The sequence below is a fragment of the Actinopolymorpha rutila genome, from assembly GCF_013407855.1.
Classification (GTDB): domain Bacteria; phylum Actinomycetota; class Actinomycetes; order Propionibacteriales; family Actinopolymorphaceae; genus Actinopolymorpha; species Actinopolymorpha rutila.
In genome coordinates this window covers 4,794,711-4,811,054 of the sequence record NZ_JACBZH010000001.1, presented here as the reverse complement: position 1 = coordinate 4,811,054, position 16,344 = coordinate 4,794,711, and the positions used below count along the sequence as shown (strand labels likewise).

The 16,344-nt window shown below is 72.2% G+C and carries 16 protein-coding genes; 12 read left to right on the top strand and 4 right to left on the bottom strand.

What is annotated here, in order from left to right:
* Positions 1–78: 78 nt before the first annotated feature.
* Positions 79–372, bottom strand: coding sequence for an acyl-CoA carboxylase subunit epsilon (locus F4554_RS21450; RefSeq protein WP_238341376.1), 294 nt, complete (start codon positions 370–372; stop codon positions 79–81).
* A gap of 77 nt (positions 373–449) precedes the next feature.
* Positions 450–2,096 (bottom strand): acyl-CoA carboxylase subunit beta, encoded by a 1,647-nt coding sequence (locus F4554_RS21445; RefSeq protein ID WP_179789231.1) that lies wholly within the window; start codon positions 2,094–2,096, stop codon positions 450–452.
* Between the two features lie 335 nt (positions 2,097–2,431).
* Between F4554_RS21445 and F4554_RS21440 the strand changes: the two genes are divergently transcribed.
* The 7 genes from F4554_RS21440 to F4554_RS21410 all read left to right on the top strand — a co-directional run bounded on the left by F4554_RS21440 (position 2,432) and on the right by F4554_RS21410 (position 11,131).
* A complete protein-coding gene (locus tag F4554_RS21440) occupies positions 2,432–5,038 on the top strand; it encodes a phosphoenolpyruvate carboxylase (protein WP_238341375.1) in 2,607 nt (868 codons plus the stop codon).
* A gap of 127 nt (positions 5,039–5,165) precedes the next feature.
* Positions 5,166–6,449: an alpha-L-fucosidase gene (locus tag F4554_RS21435; RefSeq protein WP_179789229.1), complete on the top strand. Its 1,284-nt coding sequence runs from the start codon at positions 5,166–5,168 to the stop codon at positions 6,447–6,449.
* 51 nt (positions 6,450–6,500) lie between these two features.
* A complete protein-coding gene (locus tag F4554_RS21430; RefSeq protein WP_179789228.1) occupies positions 6,501–7,331 on the top strand; it encodes a biotin--[acetyl-CoA-carboxylase] ligase in 831 nt (276 codons plus the stop codon).
* A 141-nt stretch (positions 7,332–7,472) separates the two neighbouring features.
* Positions 7,473–8,042, top strand: a complete 570-nt coding sequence (locus tag F4554_RS21425; RefSeq protein ID WP_179789227.1) for a PH domain-containing protein — start codon at positions 7,473–7,475, stop codon at positions 8,040–8,042.
* A gap of 74 nt (positions 8,043–8,116) precedes the next feature.
* Positions 8,117–8,914 carry an enoyl-CoA hydratase/isomerase family protein gene (locus tag F4554_RS21420; RefSeq protein ID WP_179789226.1) on the top strand — a complete coding sequence of 266 codons (798 nt, stop codon included), beginning with the start codon at positions 8,117–8,119 and terminating at the stop codon, positions 8,912–8,914.
* Positions 8,915–8,941: 27 nt separating this feature from the next.
* Positions 8,942–10,111, top strand: coding sequence for an HD domain-containing protein (locus F4554_RS21415; protein WP_179789225.1), 1,170 nt, complete (start codon positions 8,942–8,944; stop codon positions 10,109–10,111).
* Between the two features lie 84 nt (positions 10,112–10,195).
* Positions 10,196–11,131 (top strand): hydroxymethylglutaryl-CoA lyase, encoded by a 936-nt coding sequence (locus tag F4554_RS21410; RefSeq protein ID WP_179789224.1) that lies wholly within the window; start codon positions 10,196–10,198, stop codon positions 11,129–11,131.
* Between the two features lie 29 nt (positions 11,132–11,160).
* Here F4554_RS21410 and F4554_RS21405 read toward each other — a convergent pair whose 3' ends face one another.
* Complete coding sequence (locus F4554_RS21405; RefSeq protein ID WP_179789223.1) at positions 11,161–11,586, bottom strand: COG4315 family predicted lipoprotein; 426 nt, start codon at positions 11,584–11,586, stop codon at positions 11,161–11,163.
* A 1-nt stretch (position 11,587) separates the two neighbouring features.
* On the opposite strand from F4554_RS21405, the gene F4554_RS21400 reads away from it, so the two are divergent.
* The 3 genes from F4554_RS21400 to F4554_RS21390 all read left to right on the top strand — a co-directional run bounded on the left by F4554_RS21400 (position 11,588) and on the right by F4554_RS21390 (position 14,077).
* Positions 11,588–11,815 (top strand): hypothetical protein, encoded by a 228-nt coding sequence (locus F4554_RS21400; protein ID WP_179789222.1) that lies wholly within the window; start codon positions 11,588–11,590, stop codon positions 11,813–11,815.
* 307 nt (positions 11,816–12,122) lie between these two features.
* Complete coding sequence (locus F4554_RS21395) at positions 12,123–12,944, top strand: response regulator transcription factor (protein ID WP_179789221.1); 822 nt, start codon at positions 12,123–12,125, stop codon at positions 12,942–12,944.
* A 29-nt stretch (positions 12,945–12,973) separates the two neighbouring features.
* Entirely contained in the window at positions 12,974–14,077 is a 1,104-nt protein-coding gene (locus F4554_RS21390; protein WP_179789220.1) for a HAMP domain-containing sensor histidine kinase, read from the top strand.
* Here F4554_RS21390 and F4554_RS21385 read toward each other — a convergent pair.
* Positions 13,996–14,496: a GtrA family protein gene (locus F4554_RS21385; protein WP_179789219.1), complete on the bottom strand. Its 501-nt coding sequence runs from the start codon at positions 14,494–14,496 to the stop codon at positions 13,996–13,998. The two genes, F4554_RS21390 and F4554_RS21385, sit on opposite strands and share 82 nt — an antisense overlap.
* A 150-nt stretch (positions 14,497–14,646) precedes the next feature.
* Between F4554_RS21385 and F4554_RS21380 the strand changes: the two genes are divergently transcribed.
* Together F4554_RS21380 and purE are read left to right on the top strand one after the other, a co-directional pair.
* Positions 14,647–15,771 (top strand): 5-(carboxyamino)imidazole ribonucleotide synthase, encoded by a 1,125-nt coding sequence (locus F4554_RS21380; protein ID WP_202890094.1) that lies wholly within the window; start codon positions 14,647–14,649, stop codon positions 15,769–15,771.
* On the top strand, positions 15,764–16,339 hold the full coding sequence (purE, locus tag F4554_RS21375; RefSeq protein WP_179789218.1) for a 5-(carboxyamino)imidazole ribonucleotide mutase: 576 nt from the start codon (positions 15,764–15,766) through the stop codon (positions 16,337–16,339). The genes F4554_RS21380 and purE overlap by 8 nt, the downstream gene beginning before the upstream one ends.
* Positions 16,340–16,344: the final 5 nt, after the last annotated feature.

Sequence of the window (16,344 nt, the reverse complement as noted above, 5' to 3'; positions counted from 1 at the left end):
GAATTGCGCCGCGGTCTGCTCGACGGTTCGACGGCTCGACGGGCGCAGGCGTTCGGCGTCGCCCGGCTTGGAACGTGGCTAGCGGGGGAGGGCGCTGGCCCGCCAGGCCCCCGGACCGGGCCGCAGCGGCTGGTGGGAGGTCCGGCGCCAGTACGCCGCCCAGCCGGACTTCGCGCCTCCCCGTCCCCGCCGGTGGTCGTCCTCGGCAGCCGCGGCCGCCGCCCGCTGCTTGGCCGTCACCACCGCCACCAGGGCGGCGAACTCCGCCGGCGTGGGGTTGCCCTTCACCACCCGCAGCACCGGCTCCGGCAGCCCCGAGGAGTCCATCGAGGCCGCCGCGGGGTCCGGCGTACCGCTCGATTCACCAGTCATCGCGTGGTCCTCCTCCGCCTGCTCGTGGATTTCGCCGGGACGTCGGTCGGGATGTCGGTCGGATGTCAACGGCGTCTTTACAGCGGGATGTTTCCGTGCTTGCGCGGCGGCATGGTCTCCCGCTTGTTCCGCAGCAGGCGCAGCGCCCGGATGATCTCCACCCTGGTCTCGTGCGGGTGGATCACCGCGTCGACGTAGCCGCGCTCGGCCGCGATGTACGGATTGGCGAGGGTGTCCTCGTACTCCTGTACGAACTTCGCCCGCTGGGCGTCGGGATCCTCGGCCTTGGCCAGCTCCTTGCGGTAGAGGATCTCCACCGCTCCCTGTGCACCCATCACCGCGATCTGCGCGGTCGGCCAGGCGAGGTTGACGTCCGCGCCGAGGTGCTTGGACCCCATCACGTCGTACGCACCGCCGTAGGCCTTGCGGGTGATGACGGTGACCAGCGGCACGGTCGCCTCGGCGTAGGCGTAGATGAGCTTCGCTCCCCGGCGGATGATGCCGTTCCACTCCTGGTCGGTGCCTGGAAGGAAGCCGGGCACGTCGACGAAGGTGAGGATCGGGATGTTGAACGAGTCGCACGTACGCACGAACCGCGCCGCCTTCTCCGACGCGTCGATGTCCAGGCAGCCCGCGAACTGCAACGGCTGGTTGCCCACCACGCCGACGCTTCGCCCGTCGACCCGGCCGAAGCCGCAGACGACGTTGGGCGCGAACATCGGGTGCAGCTCCAGGAACTCGCCGTCGTCGAGGACGTGCTCGACGACCGTGTGCATGTCGTAGGGCTGGTTGGCCGAGTCTGGGATCAGCGTGTCCAGCTCGCGGTCGGCGTCGGTCACCTCGACGGCCGGTTCCTCGTCGTAGACCGGCGGTTCCTCCAGGTTGTTCTGCGGGAGGTACGACAACAGCGCCTTGACCCAGTCGGCGGCGTCCCTCTCGTCGGTGGCGAGGTAGTGCGCGTTGCCGCTCTTGGTGTTGTGGGTGAGCGCCCCGCCGAGGTCCTCGAACGACACGTCCTCACCGGTGACGGTCTTGATCACGCCGGGGCCGGTGATGAACATGTGCGAGGTCTGGTCGACCATCACCGTCACGTCGGTGAGCGCCGGGGAGTAGACGTGCCCGCCCGCGCAGGTGCCCATGATCATGGAGATCTGCGGGATCACCCCGGAGGCGAGGGTGTTGCGGCGGAAGATCTCGCCGTACAGCCCGAGGGAGGCCACGCCCTCCTGGATGCGGGCGCCGCTGCCCTCGTTGATCCCGACGATCGGGCAACCGGTCTTGAGGGCGAGGTCCATCACCTTGACGATCTTCTCGCCGTACACCTCGCCGAGGCTGCCACCGAAGACGGTGAAGTCCTGGCTGAAAACGCACACCTGGCGGCCGGCGATCGTGCCGAAGCCGCTCACCACACCGTCGCCGTAGGGTCGGTTGCCGCCGAGGCCGAAGTTGGTGGACCGGTGCCGGGCGAACTCGTCGAGCTCGACGAAGGACCCCTCGTCCAGCAGCAGCTCGATCCGCTCCCGGGCGGTGAGCTTGCCGCGCGCGTGCTGGCGTTCGATCGCCCGCTCCGAGCCCGCGTGCACGGCCTGGCCGAGCCGGCGTTCGAGGTCGGCGAGCTTGCCCGCGGTCGAGTGGATGTCGATCGCGCCGTCGCGGTCGGCGTCCGCCGGGTCGCTGTCCTCCACGCCCTGCTCGCGGGCACTGTCCGGTTGCCCGGCTGCCATCGATCCTCCCCAACCCCAGCTGTTTCGGTGCGGCCGAGACTCTACTCCGCCGTTCTCGCCCGGTCCGTGCTCCGGCTCGCGGCGAAACCCCGAATACCCCTGCACAACCAGCCGACGTGTCAGGACCGGCCAGCTTCCGGGCACGCCGTGACAGGTTCGGCCAGGCAGGCACCTACCCTCGGATACCACCCGGATGCGGAACGACACCCGCAGGGGCAGCCGAAAACCGAGCCTTGCCGCGGTCGTACCGGCGCGCCGAGGGGTTCACACGGACGCGGACTACGCTTGCCAATATGCCCACGTCCCAGGCTTCCCGTGTCCATGCTCGTTTCGAGATGCCGGCCCCGCTTCGTGCGGACGTCCGCCTGCTGGGGGAGCTGCTCGGCACCGTGCTCAAGGAGTTCGGCGGGCAGGACCTCCTGGACGACGTCGAGAAGCTCCGCGAGCTGACCATCGCCGTCCACGACGACGACCACGAGCGCGCCGACCAGGCCGCGGCGGCGTGCGAGGAGCTGGTCTCCTCCTGGGACATCGAGCGGGCCGACAATGTCGCCCGGGCGTTCACCTGTTACTTCCACCTCACCAACCTGGCCGAGGAGTTCCAGCGGGTCCGCGCGCTGCGTGAGTACGACACCGGCGACGCGCCGGTCCGCGACTCCGTCGCGGCCGCCGTGGCCGAGGTGACCGCGCAGTACGGCGAGGAGGAGGCCGTGGGCCTGCTGTCCGGGCTGGAGTTCCGCCCGGTCCTCACCGCGCACCCGACCGAGGCGCGCCGGCGTGCGGTGTCCTCGACGATCCGCCGCATCTCCACGCTGCTCGCCCAGCGCGACGACTCCCGGCTCGGCGCGGGCGAGCTGGCCGAGAACGAACGCCGCCTGCTGGAGGAGATCGACGTCCTCTGGCGTACGTCCCAGATCCGGGTGACCAAGCCCGGCCCGCTGGACGAGGTCCGTACGGCGATGACGGTCTTCGACGACACGCTGTTCCAGGTGCTCCCGCAGGTGTACCGCCAGCTCGACGACCAGATCGCGGGCAGCAACGCGGGTACGCAGCCGCCGCGGGTGCCGGCGTTCGTCCGGCTGGGTTCGTGGATCGGCGGGGACCGGGACGGCAACCCGTTCGTCACCGCGGCGTTCACCCAGAAGGCGATGGCCATCCAGGCCGACCACGTCCTCCGCGCCCTGGAACGCGTCTGCGAGCGGCTCGGCCGCGCGCTGACCGCGGACGCCGAGACCACGCCGCCGGCCCCGGGGGTGCGCCGCATCCTCGCCGACGCCCGCGCGGCCTTCCCCGACCTGGCCGAGGACGTCGCCACCCGCTCGCCGGGCGAGCCGCACCGGCAGGTGCTGCTGCTGGCCGCGCGCAAGCTCGCCGCGACCCGGCAGCGCGACGCCGACTTCGCCTACGCGGACGCCGGTGAGCTGCTGCGGGAGCTGCGTACCGTCCAGTCCTCCCTCGCCGCGGCCGGCGCGCCGCGGCAGGCGTACGGCGAGCTCCAGCACCTGATCTGGCAGGTGGAGACGTTCGGCTTCCACCTGGCCGAGCTGGAGGTACGCCAGCACTCCAAGGTGCACGCGCGGGCCCTCGCGGAGCTGCGCGCCGGCGGCGACGTGTCGCCGGAGACCGAGGAGGTGCTCGCGGTCTTCCGGGTGATGGCGCAGATCCAGCAGCGCTTCGGCGCGGACGCGTGCCGCCGCTACGTCGTGTCGTTCACCCAGTCCGTCGACGACCTCGCCGCGGTGCCGGAGCTCGCGAAGTATGCGCTGGACGGGCGGCCGCTCGCCCTCGACGTCGTACCCCTCTTCGAGACCGAGGACGACCTGCGCGCCTCGATCGGCATCCTCGACCAGGCACTGGAGCTGGAGCCGATCCAGCGCCGGCTGGCCGAGACCGACCGCCGCTTCGAGGTGATGCTCGGCTATTCCGACTCCGCCAAGGACGCCGGCCCGCTGTCGGCGACGCTCGCGTTGTACGAGGCGCAGGCCGCGCTGGCCGCCTGGGCCGAACGCAACTCGATCAGGCTCACCCTCTTCCACGGCCGCGGCGGCGCGCTCGGCCGCGGCGGCGGCCCGGCCAACCGCGCGGTGCTGGCGCAGGCACCCGGCTCGGTCAGCGGCCGGTTCAAGCTCACCGAGCAGGGCGAGGTCATCTTCGCCCGGTACGGCGACCCGATCATCGCCCGCCGGCACATCGAGCAGGTCGCGGCGGCCACATTGCTCGCCTCCACCCCCGCGGTGGAGAAGCGCACCGCCAACGCCGCGGAGAAGTTCGCCGGCCTGGCCGCGACGATGGACGACGCGGCCCGCGCGACCTACCACCGGCTGGTCCGCAGCGACGGGTTCGCCGAGTGGTTCGCCCGGGTCACGCCGGTGGAGGAGCTCGGCCAGCTCCCGATCGGTTCCCGGCCCGCCCGCCGAGGGCTCGCGCTGTCGTCGCTTGAGGACCTGCGGGCGATCCCGTGGGTGTTCGCGTGGACGCAGGCCCGGGTCAACCTCACCGGGTGGTACGGCGTGGGTGCCGGGCTGGAGGCCGTCGGTGACCTGGACGCGCTGCGGGAGGCGTACGCGCAGTGGCCGTTGTTCGCGGTGACGCTGGACAACGTCGAGATGTCGCTGGCCAAGACCGACGCCCGGATCGCCCGCGGCTACCTCGAGCTCGGTGACCGGCCCGACCTCGCCGAGCAGGTGCTGGCCGAACACGCCCGTACGACCGAGTGGGTGCTGAAGGTCGCCGGACACGAACGCCTGCTGGAGAACCGCCGGGTGCTCGGCCGCGCGGTGGAGCTGCGCAATCCCTACGTGGACGCGTTGTCCTACCTGCAGTTGCGGGCGTTCCGGGCCCTGCGTACGCAGAAACTCTCCGAGGGCGAGACCGAGCGACTGCGCCGCCTGGTGCTGCTCACCGTGAACGGCGTGGCGGCCGGCCTGCAGAACACCGGCTGAGTCACTGACCGGGCACGCAGCGAGCGTGCCAGGTTTCGGTCAGGGCGAGTGCTTGTTCGGCCGGCGGGTGGGTTGGTAGACATCAGACCTATCGACCGCCCGCCCGTCGTCGCAGGAAGGCTGCGCCATGCCGGCACCGCAAGCATCAGTTGACAAGCTCCGGGCCCGCCGGTTCGGGCTCTTCGTGCACTGGGGTCTCTACGCCCTGCCCGCGCGGCACGAGTGGGTGAAGAAGCGCGAGAAGCTCACCGACGAGCAGTACCAGCCGTACTTCGAGCACTTCGACCCCGACCTCTACGACCCACGGGTGTGGGCGAAGGCGGCCGCCGAGGCCGGGATGAAGTACACCGTCCTCACCACCAAGCACCACGAGGGCTTCTCCCTGTGGGACTCCGGCCTCACCGACTACAAGGCGACCAACACCCCCGCCGCCCGTGACCTGGTGCGGCCGTTCGTGGACGCGTTCCGCGCCGAGGACCTCGGGGTCGGCTTCTACCACTCGCTGATCGACTGGCACCACCCCGAGTACCCCGTGGACGCGCTGCACCCCCGTGTCGACGACGCCGACTTCCGCGCCTCGCAGGCGGGCAGGCGCGACATCGAGAAGTACCGTCGCTACCTCCACGGCCAGGTCGAGGAACTCCTCACCCGCTACGGCGACATCGACGTGATGTGGTTCGACTTCTCCTACCCCGGCATGTCGGCGTACGACCTGCCCGGGAAGGGCCACGACGACTGGGACTCCGAGGCGCTGGTCAAGCTGGTGCGCGGCCTGCAGCCGGACATCCTGATCAACAACCGGCTCGACTTCCCCGGCGACTTCACCACGCCGGAGCAGTTCCAGCCGCACACCCCGCCCACCATCGACGGCCGCGAGGTCCCGTGGGAGGCCTGCCAGACTCTCAACGGCAGCTGGGGTTACGACCGGGACAACCTGGACTGGAAGTCGCCCGACCTGCTGGTGCGGATGCTGGTCGACTCGGTGTCCAAGGACGGCAACCTGCTGCTGAACGTCGGGCCCACCGGGCGCGGCGAGTTCGACGAGCGGGCCCTCGCGACGCTGTCGGAGATCGGCCGCTGGACCCGCCGGCACGGCCGGTCGATCTACGGCGCCGGACCGTCCGAGTTCACCCCGCCGGCGGACGGCCGCTACACCCAGCGCGGTGACCGGCTCTACCTCCACCTGTTCGGCTGGCCGTTCCGGCACGCACACCTGCCCGGGCTCGGCGGCCGGATCAAGTACGCCCAGCTGCTGCACGACGCGTCGGAGGTGAAGTTCCGGGAGTACGCCGGGGAGGAAGTCGACTCCAACATCGGCGTGAAGGGCGTGCCGCACGGGACGGTGACGCTGGAGCTTCCGGTGCAGCGGCCCGACCAGCTCGTCCCCGTGGTGGAGATCTTCCTCAAGTAGGCGGGCGCGGGTCCCCTCATCCCGCCTCGCCCGGCCGCCTAGGCTGGCGGGATGTCGTCCCCGTACGTCGACCTGGACCGGCCGCCCCTCGCGGCGGCCGGTCTGCGGTCGACGCTCGTGCATCCCGGCCGGCTGGTCACCGACCTGCGGGTGGTCGCCGAGACCGGGTCCACCAACGCCGACGTCCGGGCGCTCGCCGTCGCCGGCGCGCCCGAGGGGACGCTGGTCGCCACCGACTACCAGAGCGCGGGCCGCGGCCGGCTCCTTCGTGAGTGGACCTCGCCGCCCCGGTCCGGGCTGATGTTCTCGCTGCTGCTGCGCCCGGCCGAGGTGCCGGCCCAGCACTGGCCGTGGCTGCCGCTGCTCACCGGATGCGCCGTGGTCGAGGCGGTGGAGTCGGTGGCCGACGTCCGGTCCCGGTTGAAGTGGCCCAACGACGTACTCCTGGACGACCGCAAGCTGTGCGGCATCCTGCTCGAACGCGTGGAGACTTCCACCGGCCCGGCCGCGGTGGTCGGTGTCGGGCTGAACGCCAGCACGACCGCCGCCGAGCTTCCCGGCCCCCACGCCACCTCGCTGCGCCTCGCGGGAGCGGCCACCACCGACCGGGCCACCCTGCTGGTCGCGGTGGTCCGGGTGCTGGAAGCGCTCTACGCGGCATGGCGGGCGGGCGGCGGCACCGGTGACGACTTCTCGGGCGGACTCCGGGCCGCCTACCGCGCCCGGTGTGCGACGGTGGGCCGGGACGTGCGGGTCCAGCTCGCACCCGACCGCTGGCTCGAGGGACGGGCCGTGGACGTGGACGAGGGGGGCCGGCTCGTGGTGCGTACCACCGACGGTGACCACGCGCTCGGTGCCGGTGACGTGGTGCACGTGCGCTGACCGGTATCGGTCGGGCATGATCGGAGGTCAGGAACCAATCGGTGCGATCCGGTGGGTCCTGGCCCGAGTCCGGTGATTCCGACCGGCTGGACGGCCGGCAGGCCCGGTTACGTCCGGCAGGTCGGTGAGTGAGGAGCGGTGATGGGCATCCCGTCGAAGATGCTGGGCGACGGCGAGCAGGTCTACCTCAGCATGCGTACGCACTGGAAGATCATGATCGGGCCGGTCGTGTTGTTCTTCCTCACTCTCGGCGCGGCCCTGGTGCTGATCTCGCTGGTGCCCTCGGGTGCCTACCAGAGGTGGGTCCAGTTGTTCATCGTCGCCGCGGCCGTGGTGGGCGTACTCGTCTACGCCGTCTGGCCGGCCCTCAACTGGATGTCCTCCACCTACGCCGTCACCGACCGGCGGCTGATCACCCGTACCGGCGTCGTCACCCGGAGCGGCCGCGACATCCCGCTCACCCGGATCAACGACGTGGCCAGCGAACGCGGCCTCACCGACCGGATCCTCGGCTGCGGCACCCTCATCGTGTGGTCGGCGGGGGAACAGGGCCGGGTCACCCTGCCCGACGTGCCGAACGTGGAAACGGTCCAGCGGACGCTGTCCGAACTCGTCTTCGCCCGCGAGGACGACGATGACGAGACCCCCACCCGCCGGCAGCGCTCGCGTTATGACGGACCCAGGACCCGCACCGACTACGAGCCGTACTGACCGGCCCGGCCCGGGCCTCGCACCGCGGAAGAATCCCGGGCTCGCGCCCCAGGACAGACCCTAGGCTTGCCGGCATGTCTGCGACGTCCAAGGGTGTCCAGGTCCGCCGGGTCGACGACGCGGGCCACGTGGCCGAGTTGTCCCTCGATCGCCCCGAGGCGCTGAACGCCGTGTCCACCGCCCAGGCCGAGGCGATCATCCGGGCCGCCACGTCGCTCGCGGCCGACCAGCGGGTCCGTGCGGTCGTACTCTCCAGCGCCTGCGAGAAGGCGTTCTGCGTGGGTGCCGACCTCAAGGAGCGCAACACGTTCGACGACCAGGATCTGTGGCGCCAGCGGCCGGTGATCCGCCGGCTGTTCGGGAGCATCCTCGACCTGCCGATGCCGGTGATCGCCGCGGTGCACCGGTACGCCCTGGGCGGCGGCTTCGAGCTGGCCCTGTCCTGCGACCTGATCGTCGCCGACGAGACCGCGGTGTTCGGGCTGCCGGAGGTCTCGGTCGGCCTGGTCCCCGGCGGCGGGGGTACCCAGCTGCTGGCGCGCCGGGTCGGCCGGTCCCGGGCGGGCGACCTGATCCTCACCGGCCGCCGGGTCGAGGCGGCCGAGGCGGACCGGCTCGGCGTGGTGGACCGGCTGGTGGCTCCGGGCCGGGCGCGGCAGACGGCTGTGGACCTCGCCACCCAGATCGCCGCCAACTCACCCGTCGGTGTCCGGCAGGCGAAGCAGGCCCTGCGCCTCGGCGCCGACGCCGACCTCGCCGCCGGGCTGGCGATCGAGGACGCCGCCTGGCGGGCCACCGCGTTCTCACCGGACCGGAAGGAGGGCATCGCGGCGTTCAACGAGAAGCGTCCGCCGGTCTGGCCTGGGGAATGAGAGGGGCACCGGGGGAATGGGGATGGCATGAAGGTCTATCGGGGCTGGGATACCTGGGCGGAGGCGTCCCGCGTTCTGTCGCGCTACCTCCCGACCGGAACCACGCCGCACCTTCGGCGAGCCGTCCGGTTCGCCGACCACTGGGGCGGCCGCGCCACTCGCTACGAGGTGGCGGAGCTGCTGGTCCGGGAGTTCGGTGTCACCGAACTCGGCCTGCTCACCGCCGGGCTTCTGCACCACCTGTCCGAGGACTATCCCTGCACGATGGAGCACATCGAGGAACGCTTCGGTACGCGGGTCGCCGGACTCGTGGATTCCCCGATGGTGCGGCTGGCCGGGAGGTACGCCCTGGTGCAGCGGCTGCACACCTACCCGACGGTGGAGTCCCAGCGGGAGATCTACCACGAGACCTGTGAGCGGTTCATCCCGCTGGCGGTGGCCACCGAGCCGGTCTTCGACGAGTTGTTCTCCTCCTGGCAGCACGCGTTCGCCTATCTCCGCCAGCCGGTGGACCACCTCGGCGCGGCGCAGCAGTTGGTCGCGGTGGTGCACCACGACCGGTTCGACCCCTCCGGCCGGCCCGCGGTGGAGCACACCCGCGCGGTGGCCCGGCTCACCCGCGACGGCGGCGGTACGCCCGAACAGCAGCTCGCGGCGCTCCTGCACGACTGCGTGGAGGACACCGAGCTCAGCCTGGCCCAGCTGATCGACCTGGGTGTCCCCTCGGACGTGGTGGACATGGTGGACGCGCTCACCCGCCGACCGGGGGAGTCGTACGAGGATCACCTCGACCGGCTGGTGGAGACACCGCCCGCCATTCTGGTCAAGCGCGCCGACATCCGGCACAACCTCAGCGCCGCGCGGCTGGCCCGCCTCGACGAGTCCGCCCAGGAGGCCGTGCGCCGGCGATACGCCTACGCGCTGGCGCTGCTGGACCGCGCGAACGGACCCGGACCCACGTGGGTGGTGGCCGGCCCCGTACCCACGCCCAGCGCCGAGACCACTCCGAACGCCGCGTCGGACCCCACCTCGGACGCCGACCGGCCGCCCAGGTCCGTGGGGGTGCCCCGGCAGAGCCGCGGTGAGGCGGAGCCGGGCGGGACGAACTCGGGCGAGGCGAACTCGGGCGAGGCGGAAGGCGCAGCCGACTCCGACGAGGCGGCCTCGGTCATCCCCGAGTCGGCGCCGGAGGCCTGAGCCGACCGGTGACCGCCGGCGGAGACACGATCCGCAGCAGCGGCTTCGCGCCCGTGCGCCACACTGGTGGGGGAGGTGGCCACGATGCAGGTGCCGAGCCGGGTCTGGTTGCGGGAGGTCGGTCCGCGCGACGGGCTGCAGAACGAACCCCCCGTACCCACCGCGGGAAAGATCGAGCTCCTCGACGCGCTGTCGAAGACCGGCCTGAGCCGGATCGAGGCGGTCAGTTTCGTCCACCCGAAGGCCATTCCGCAGATGGGTGACGCGGCGAAGGTGTGGGCGGCCGCGGCGAAGAGCCCCCACGTCACCTACTCCGCGCTGGTGCCCAACCTGGTCGGTGCCCGGCGGGCGGTCGAGGCCGGCTTCACCGAACTGGAGGTGGTGGTCTCCGCCTCCGACACCCACAACCGCGCGAACCTCAACCGCACCACCGCGGAGTCGCTCGCCGAGCTCGGTCCGCTGGTCGAGTACGCCCACGGCCAGGGCGCCCGGTGCCAGGTCATCGTCGCGACATCGTGGGGTTGTCCGTACGAAGGGGACATCCCGGTCGGGCAGACCGTCGGCGTGGCCCGCGCGGCGCTCGCGGCGGGAGCGGACTCCCTGGCGTACGGCGACACCACCGGCATGGCCACGCCCACCCGGGTCGAGGATCTCGTGGGCCGCACCCGGGAGGCGTTCCCGGACACGTCGCTCGCCCTGCACTTCCACAACACCCGCGGCACCGGCCTGGCCAACCTGCTGACCGCGCTGCGGCTCGGCGTGACCGACTTCGACGCCAGTGTCGGCGGCCTGGGCGGCTGCCCGTACGCGCCGGGGGCGAGCGGCAACATCGCCACCGAGGAGGTCGTGCACATGCTGGCGGACATGGGCGTGGAGACCGGCGTCGATCTCGACCTGCTGCTGGACGTCGCCGCGACCGCGGAGCGGCTGGTCGGCCACCAGGTGCCCTCGCAGGTGCTGCGGGCGGGTCCGCGCAGTCGTACCGTCCCCACGCCGGCGAACCTCCGGCCCGCGCGGTAGAGCCGAGAAGTACGCCCGCCGGGGACCTCTCAGTACCCCTGGTACTGAGAGGTCCCCGGCGTGCTCGTCGGTGTCGGCGTCTGCGAGGCCACCGTGCCGAGCGTGGTGACCACCCACCAGGTGTACTTCCGGCCGCCGAAGTCGACCTGCGACCCGTTGCCGCCGACCGACCCGTCCACCCGGTCGGCGTTGTAGCGGTAGAGCGGCCTGCCGTCCAGCGCGAGCTGCCGGGTCCGGTCAGGCCGGAGGACCACGCCGAACGTGCCGTTCACCCCGGCCACCTTGGCGGGGACGGTCACCCCCGCGGGAACGAGCACCGGCGGCCAGGCGCGGGCACACGCATCGACGCAGCGGATCCTGGCGGCGGTGTCCACGGAGTTCCGGTAGAGCGGGCGGCGGCCGGGTCCCACCACCACGTCACTGACGCCGGACGCGCCCACCCCGTCCGCTTCCATCGTGCCGATCGTGGGCACGGGAGTGGCGGCCGGTGAGGACGAGGAGTTGTCCGGCGAGGGCGAGGAACCCTGGCACCCGCCGACGAGCGCCGAGGCGGTCAGCGTCACCATCGCCGCCGCGGTCGTCGCGGCGGCCTTTCCCCAGGCCGGCACGGACCGGGAGCGGCCACGCGCGGTGAGAGGCGTCGACCCCATCACGCAGACCCCCTGCCACCCGGGCGCTCCGTAGGCGGGGCCCGCCAGGTCGCGCCGGTGACGACCTACCCAGGCACCTCTGCCCGCTAACCGGGCACACGGGCAGGTCCGGGAGGGACCGTCCGAACGGCCGGGGCACGACCCTTGCCCGGGGGAACTACCGGGCAGATCGGACATCCCTCCCGGACCCGACGGCGTACTCGAGAACGCCCTACTCGGAACGCTCCACCCGGAACAGGCCCGGTCGGACCCCGGTCGGACCCCGGGCGGACCACGGTCGGCCGCCGTCCGCTGGCGGGTGAGCGGCGACCCGCCGTGGTCACGGTCGTACGATCGGCCCCATGACACGAAGCGCGTCTGTGGTGGGCGAGCAGAGTGGGCGGCGCACCCTCAACCGGCCACCGGGTGAGTCCTGCGCCGACAACGAGCTCCCCGGCGTGAGCGGCACCCTGGTGAACGACCAGACCGGCCGGCACGGGCACCAGATCCTGCTCGCCGAGGACGATCCGGCGATCTCCGACCCGCTGGCCCGGGCACTGCGCCGGGAGGGGTACGACGTGGAGGTCACCGCGGCGGGCGAGCCGGCGCTGGCGATCCTGTCGGGCGGCTCGTTCGACCTCGTGGTCCTCGACCTCGGCCTGCCCGACGTCGACGGCCTGGAGGTCTGCCGGCGGCTGCGGGTCGACGGCAACCGCGTCCCCGTTCTCGTGCTCACCGCCCGTGCCGACGAGGTGGACACGGTGGTCGGCCTGGACGCCGGCGCCGACGACTACGTGACCAAGCCGTTCCGGCTGGCCGAGCTGCTCGCGCGCGTGCGCGCACTGCTGCGGCGGGGCAAGCCGGAGGGCTGGTCGGACGGACCCGCGGAGGAGGGCGCCGGCGTACGCATCGACGCCGAGTCCCGCCGTGCCTGGCTCGCGGGTGAGGAACTCCACCTGACCGCCAAGGAGTTCGACCTGCTGCGCGTCCTGGTCCGCGAGACGGGCCGGGTGGTGACCCGGGACCAGCTGATGCGCGAGGTCTGGGAGACCACCTGGTGGTCGTCGACCAAGACACTGGACATGCACATCTCCTGGCTGCGCAGGAAGCTGGGCGACGACGCGTCGGACCCGAAGTTCATCACCACGGTGCGCGGCGTCGGCTTCCGCTTCGAGCGTGGCTGAGCGGCTGAGCAGGGCAGGGGGCAGGTCGGATGCGTCGCCGGTTGGTCGTCACCACGGTGGTTATCGCCGTGGTCACGGCGACGTTGTTCGCGTTGCCGATCGCCGCGTTCAGGGGCCACTACTTCGGTGCCGGCTGGACCGAACGTCTGACCCTGGTCGCCTTCGGGGCGATCGCCGTGCTGGTCGCGATCGGCATCGGGGTCTGGCAGGCGCGCGGCATCTCGCGTTCGCTGGAAGAGCTCGCCGCCGCGGCCGAACGCCTGGGCTCTGGTGACCCGCGTCCGCACCGCCATCGGTACGGCCTGCCCGAACTCGACCGGGTGGCCGGCGCGCTGGAGAAGAGCGCCATCCGGATCACCGACCTGCTGGCCGCCGAACGCCAGCTGTCCCAGGACGCCTCCCACCAGCTGCGCTCGCCGCTGACCGCGCTGTCGATGCGGCTGGAGGAGATCCTCGCCACCAAGGACCCCGAGGTGGTCCGCGAGGAAGCCGGCATCGCGCTCGGGCAGGTCGAACGCCTGTCCCACGTGGTCGACCGGCTGCTGTCACAGAGCAGGGACACCCACGTCGCGCAGCGGACGCTGGTCGACGTCGACCATGTCGTACGCCAGCAGGTGGCGGAGTGGCGGCCGGCGTTCGACCGGGTCGGCCGGCGGATAGACGTGACCGGCGAGCCGGGCCTGACGGTGAACGCCACGCCCGGGACGCTCGGACACGTGCTGGCGACGTTGCTGGAGAACGCCCTGCACCACGGCGGCGGCACGGTCGTGGTCCTGCGCCGCACCACCGGCCTTCCGCCCAGCGGCTCGGTGGTGGTCGAGGTGTCCGACGCCGGGCCCGGCGTACCCGCGCAGCTTGGTCAACGGGTCTTCGAACGGGCGGTCAGCGGCCGCAGCGGGACCGGCCTCGGTCTCGCCCTGGCCCGCGACCTCGCCGAGGCCGGCGGCGGGCGACTGGAGATGATCTCCCGCAGCCCCGCGGTGTTCGCGGTCTTCCTGCCGCGCGGCGGCTCGGACCAGACCGGCACCCAGACCGGCAGGCGGACCGGCGCTCAGACCGGCGAGGACAGCCGCGGGTCGGGCTCGCCGTCCGCGCTCACCTCGACCGGTGCGCGGAAGACGAAGCGGCGGTAGGACCAGAACCTCATCAGCGTGCCGAGGCCGATTCCCACCAGGTTGGCGACCAGGTTGGACAGCGGGTCGTGCAGGCCGAGCACGTAGTTGGCGACTCCGAGAATCGCCAGGTTGACCACGAGCGCGGCGAAGTTCAGCAGGAAGAACAACGCGTACTCGTGGTGCACGGCCCGGCGCGGACGGTCCTTCCAGGTCCAGTGCCGGTTGCCGAAGTACGCCACCAGGGTGGCGAGGACCACCGAGATCGTCCGGGCGGTCAGCGGCTTGTGCTCCAGCGGGCCGTGGTGGTCCAGGCCGTAGCGCAGCAGGTTGAACCCGCCCAGGTCGACGACGAACGCGACCGCGCCGACCGCGCCGAACTTCGCCAGCTCGTCGGCGAGTCGGCGAACCCGGGACTGGAACGCGTCGAGGGGTTTCACGAGACCTCGCGTGGACGGGACGGGTACGGAAGCTTGCACGGACCGGGGGAGCCTACCGGCATCCACACCGCCCGCCCGGTCCGGGCACGCCCGGTGCCGCCCGGTAGCCTCGCGGACGTGTCCAACCTCGTGGGTGTCCCGACCGTAGGGATGATCGGCGGCGGCCAGCTGGCCCGGATGACGCACCAGGCCGGGATCGCGCTGGGGGTGACGTTCCGGGTGCTCGCGGAGGGCCCGGAGGTGTCCGCCGCCCAGGTTGCCCGGCACGTCACGGTCGGCGACTATCGCGACCTGCGTACCCTTCGGGACTTCGCGGCCGGCTGCGACGCGGTGACCTTCGACCACGAGCATGTACCCACCGACCACCTGCACCAGCTGGTGGACGCCGGGGTGGCGGTACGCCCGGGACCGCACGCGTTGCTCTACGCGCAGGACAAGGGCGCGATGCGCGAACGCCTGACCGCGCTCGGCGTGCCCTGTCCCCGCCACGCCGCGCTCAAGGGGCTGTCGGACCTCGCGGACACCGCCGATGAGCTCGGCGGCTGGCCGCTGGTGCTGAAGACGACCCGCGGCGGGTACGACGGCAAGGGCGTATGGATGGTCGAGGACCTGCGCGCCGCGGAGGAGACGGGCGTCTTCGACGCCGGCATCCCCGTTCTCGCCGAGGAACGCGTCGACTACGCCCGGGAGCTGTCCGCGCTCGTCGCGCGGTCCCCGTCCGGGCAGGCGATCGCCTACCCCGTGGTCGAGTCGGTGCAGCGCGACGGCATCTGCCACGAGGTGATCGCGCCCGCGCCGGGCCTGTCGGAGGAGCTCGCCGTACGCGCCCAGGGGATCGCGCTGCGGATCGCGGGCGAGCTGGACGTGGTGGGCCTGCTCGCGGTGGAGCTGTTCGAGACCCGCGACGGCCGCATCCTCGTCAACGAGCTGGCCATGCGCCCGCACAACACCGGCCACTGGAGCATCGAGGGCGCGGTCACCAGCCAGTTCGAGAACCACCTGCGCGCCGTGCTCGACCTGCCGCTCGGCTCCCCGCAGGCCCGGGCCCCCTGGACCGTGATGGTCAACATCCTGGGCGGCGACTACCCCGACATGCACCGGGGCCTGCTGCACTGCCAGGCCCGCGACCCCGCACTGCGTGTGCATCTGTACGGCAAGGAGGTACGTCCGGGCCGCAAGATCGGCCACGTGACGACCTTCGGGGACGACCTGGACGACGTACGCGCCCGTGCCCGGCACGCGGCCGCCTATCTCACGGGAGACATCGATGAGTGAGGGAACGCCCGCGGCCGCCGCAGCCGCTGCGGCCGGCCGGCCGGGCCCGGCCGAGGGAGGACCCGTGGTCGGGGTCGTCATGGGCTCGGACTCCGACTGGCCCACGATGGAGGCGGCCACCAAGGCGCTGGAGGAGTTCGGCGTCGCGTACGAGGTCGACGTGGTCTCCGCGCACCGGATGGCGCGGGAGATGATCGACTACGGCGAGCGGGCCGCCGACCGAGGTCTGCGGGTGCTGATCGCCGGTGCCGGCGGTGCGGCGCACCTGCCGGGGATGCTGGCCAGCGTGACGCCGCTGCCGGTGATCGGCGTACCGGTCGCGTTGAAGCACCTGGACGGGCTGGACTCCCTGCTGTCGATCGTGCAGATGCCCGGCGGGGTGCCGGTGGCCACGGTCGCGGTGGGCAACGCCCGCAACGCCGGGTTGCTCGCCGTCCGGATCCTGGCCGCCGCCGACCCGGACCTGCTGGAGCAGATGAAGGCGTTCCAGGTCGACCTCGCCGACCAGGCACGGGCCAAGGGCGCGGCGCTGAAGTCCCGGCGCGGCCGCACCGTCGGCTTCCGCTGACCGAC